Origin of the sequence: Frankia sp. Mgl5 (assembly GCF_023242985.1) — a bacterium.
Lineage (GTDB): Bacteria > Actinomycetota > Actinomycetes > Frankiales > Frankiaceae > Parafrankia > Parafrankia soli.
This window is the reverse complement of record NZ_JALKFY010000740.1, coordinates 1-2,657: the sequence shown is the minus strand read 5'-3', so window position 1 is coordinate 2,657 and position 2,657 is coordinate 1. Positions and strand designations below refer to the sequence as shown.

General features: G+C 66.1%; 2 protein-coding genes and 1 pseudogene. All 3 read right to left on the bottom strand.

Features of this window, described 5'->3' with window-relative positions; all coding sequences use genetic code 11:
* Positions 1-326: pseudogene (locus MXD62_RS27245) on the bottom strand (integrase); the annotation flags it as partial.
* Positions 327-663: 337 nt separating this feature from the next.
* Entirely contained in the window at positions 664-852 is a 189-nt protein-coding gene (locus MXD62_RS27240; RefSeq protein ID WP_248831219.1) for a ferredoxin, read from the bottom strand.
* Positions 849-2,141, bottom strand: a complete 1,293-nt coding sequence (locus MXD62_RS27235) for a cytochrome P450 (RefSeq protein WP_248832261.1) — start codon at positions 2,139-2,141, stop codon at positions 849-851. The genes MXD62_RS27240 and MXD62_RS27235 overlap by 4 nt, the downstream gene beginning before the upstream one ends.
* Positions 2,142-2,657 lie beyond the last annotated feature (516 nt).

The window sequence follows — 2,657 nt, the reverse complement described above, 5'->3', positions numbered from 1 at the left end:
TCAGAGACGATCAATAATCTGTCGGTGCATTCGCGGCGGGCGGTGCCGACCCAGCGTTCCGCGATCGCGTTCGCCTGGGGTGACTGTGGCGGTGTGCGTACCACGTCGATGCCGGCTGCGGTGAAGACGGCGTCGAACGGAGCCGTGAACTTTGTATCGCGGTCACGGATGAGGAACCGGAACCGGCTGCTGCGATCTTTGAGATCCATCAGCAGGTTCCGGGCGTGCTGGGTGACCCATGCCGCGGTTGGGTGTTTCGTTGCTCCGAGGACATAGACACGACGGGTGGCGTGCTCGACGACGAAGAACACGTAGATCCGTTGGATGTGTCGGCCCGCCGGGGTGCGGGATCGACCCCGTCCTGATGCTGTCTCGGACAGCCGGCTACGGCTACGGAGGAGGAACCCCCCGCAACCACCTACTAGGCCCTCCTCCGCCTCGGCGCGCGCTGCGCGCCGAGGCGGAGGAGGTGCTCGCAGGCCGGCAGGAGTTCGAACCAGCAGTCAGATCTCCTGGTGATCGATGGAACCGGGTACCGCCTCGGCGCTCACAGCGTGCGGCTCGCGTCCGTCGGCCAGCCGGTGCACCGCAACGGCGTCAAGATCGCCCATGGGCGCTCTGCTCTATCTCGCCTTCCCCCGTAGCCGCCTCCGCTGAGCTGAATCAATAGGCGGTGACGGCATGTTCGGGGCAGTTCGCGACCGCGTCGCGGACTACCTTCTCGAACTGGGCGGGGATCTCGGGGATCTGTACTTCGGCGTAGCCGTCGTCGGTGAGGGCGAACACCTCGGGACACAGGGCGACGCAGGTCGCGTGCCCGCAGCAGCGGTCGTCGTCGATGGCGGCCTTCATCGGGTGACGTCCCCGGCGAGAGTGAACTCCAGGTGGAGGTTAGTCAGCCCGCGCAGGATGAAGGTGGGCATGTACTCGTAGCGGCGGTTACTGGCGGGACCGTGCACCCGTTCGTTGATCCGGATATCGGTGGTGCGGTCCAGAATCCGCTCGATACTCGCCCGTGTCTCCGCGCGAGCCAGTGGCGCACCGGGACAGGTGTGGATCCCACGTCCAAAGGCCAGGTGGTGACGCGCGTTTGGACGGGCGAGGTCGAATGTGCCCGGGTCGACGAACCGGCGCGGGTCACGGTTCGCCGCCCCGTTGACGACCATCACCGTGGTACCGGGGGGCAGCTCCACCCCGCCCACGGTGGACGGTATGCGGGAGAGCCGGAAGTCGCCCTTGACCGGGCTTTCCATCCGAAGCGTCTCCTCGATGAAGTTCGGGATGCGGTCCCGCTCGGCGCGCAGCAGCCGCTGGATGTCCGGCCGCTCGCCGAGGATCTTCAGTGCGGAGCTGAGGAGGCGTACCGTCGTCTCCTGCCCGGCGGAGAACAGGTTCGCCGCGACCCGCACCACGTCAATGACCTCAGGCGTTGACCCGTCCGGGAAGGTCGCACTCGCCAGCCCGGTCAGCACGTCGCCGCGGGGGGTGCGGCGACGGTCTTCGATGTAGTCGGTGAACCGCGTGTAGAGGAACTCCAGCGGGCTGTGGACCAGTGTCTCCTCGCCGGTGCTCCCGACGCCGCTCTGGGCGTGCGGCTGGCGCTGCAGCGCGTCGAGGAACTCCTCCCGATCCTCCTCCGGAACGCCGAGGAGGTCGGCGATTACGAGCAGGGTGAACGGCCCCGCGAAGCCGCTGATGAACTCGCCCTCCCCGCTGGCCAGGAACTGATCGAGCATGCCGTCGGCCAGGTCCCACATCAGTGCCTCGTTCTCCTTGAGACGCTTGGGGGTGATCAGCCGCATCAGCAGCGCGCGATGATCTGTGTGCGTGGGCGGGTCCAGGGTCGGGAGCTGGTCGTTCATCGGGAGCTCGTGGCGATGCTGCTCGATCAGCCCGGAGACATCGTTGCCCTCGAGCGGGACCGGGAAGCCGGGGAACGGGCCCGTCACCGAGATGCACGACGAGAAGGTCCTGGAGTCGTGGAAGACCTCCATCGCCTCGTCGTAGCCGGTCACCATCACCACATCGTGGTGGCGTTCCCGCTGGACAGGGCATTTCTCTCGCAGTGCGTCGAGGTAGGGGTACGGATCCGCGACGAGTTCCTCGTCGCGGAAGAAGTTCATCGCCTCGAAGTCGCTCACGGCCTGTACCGCTCCTTCTGACACGAGCCGGGGTCGTTCGCCGCCGTGTGCCGGGCTGACCACCGGGCTCGCAATCATGATCATTCGGATGTGTCGGGGTTCGCCGTCTGATCGCGGGCAGAGTTCAATCCTGTCCGAACAAGGCCCTCCCGTCGTCGTCCATGTGTCGACAGTCCTGGCTACTGAGAACGCAGTACATGCTGCCCGGCGTACTCCTGTCGGACGACGCGACGTTCCCGGCCGCAGCAGCTCCAGGAACAGCCGAAACAATTGATCTAAAATGATCTTTTTTTGGCCGTGAGGCGCTGCGGCTCGGTTGGAGGCGGGGTTAGCGAAGACGGCCTGGGTATGGAGCGCCGCTGGGCAGTAGGGCCCGGCCTAGGCGGAACTGACGTTGCCCATGCGGTCAGCATCGGCTTTGGCCTGTGGGGAGTCGGAAGGTCATGCCCACGGGGGTGGTGTACGGAGCGTGATGCCGCGTGATCCTGGTTGAATGTTATGCGGTCAGCGCTTCGG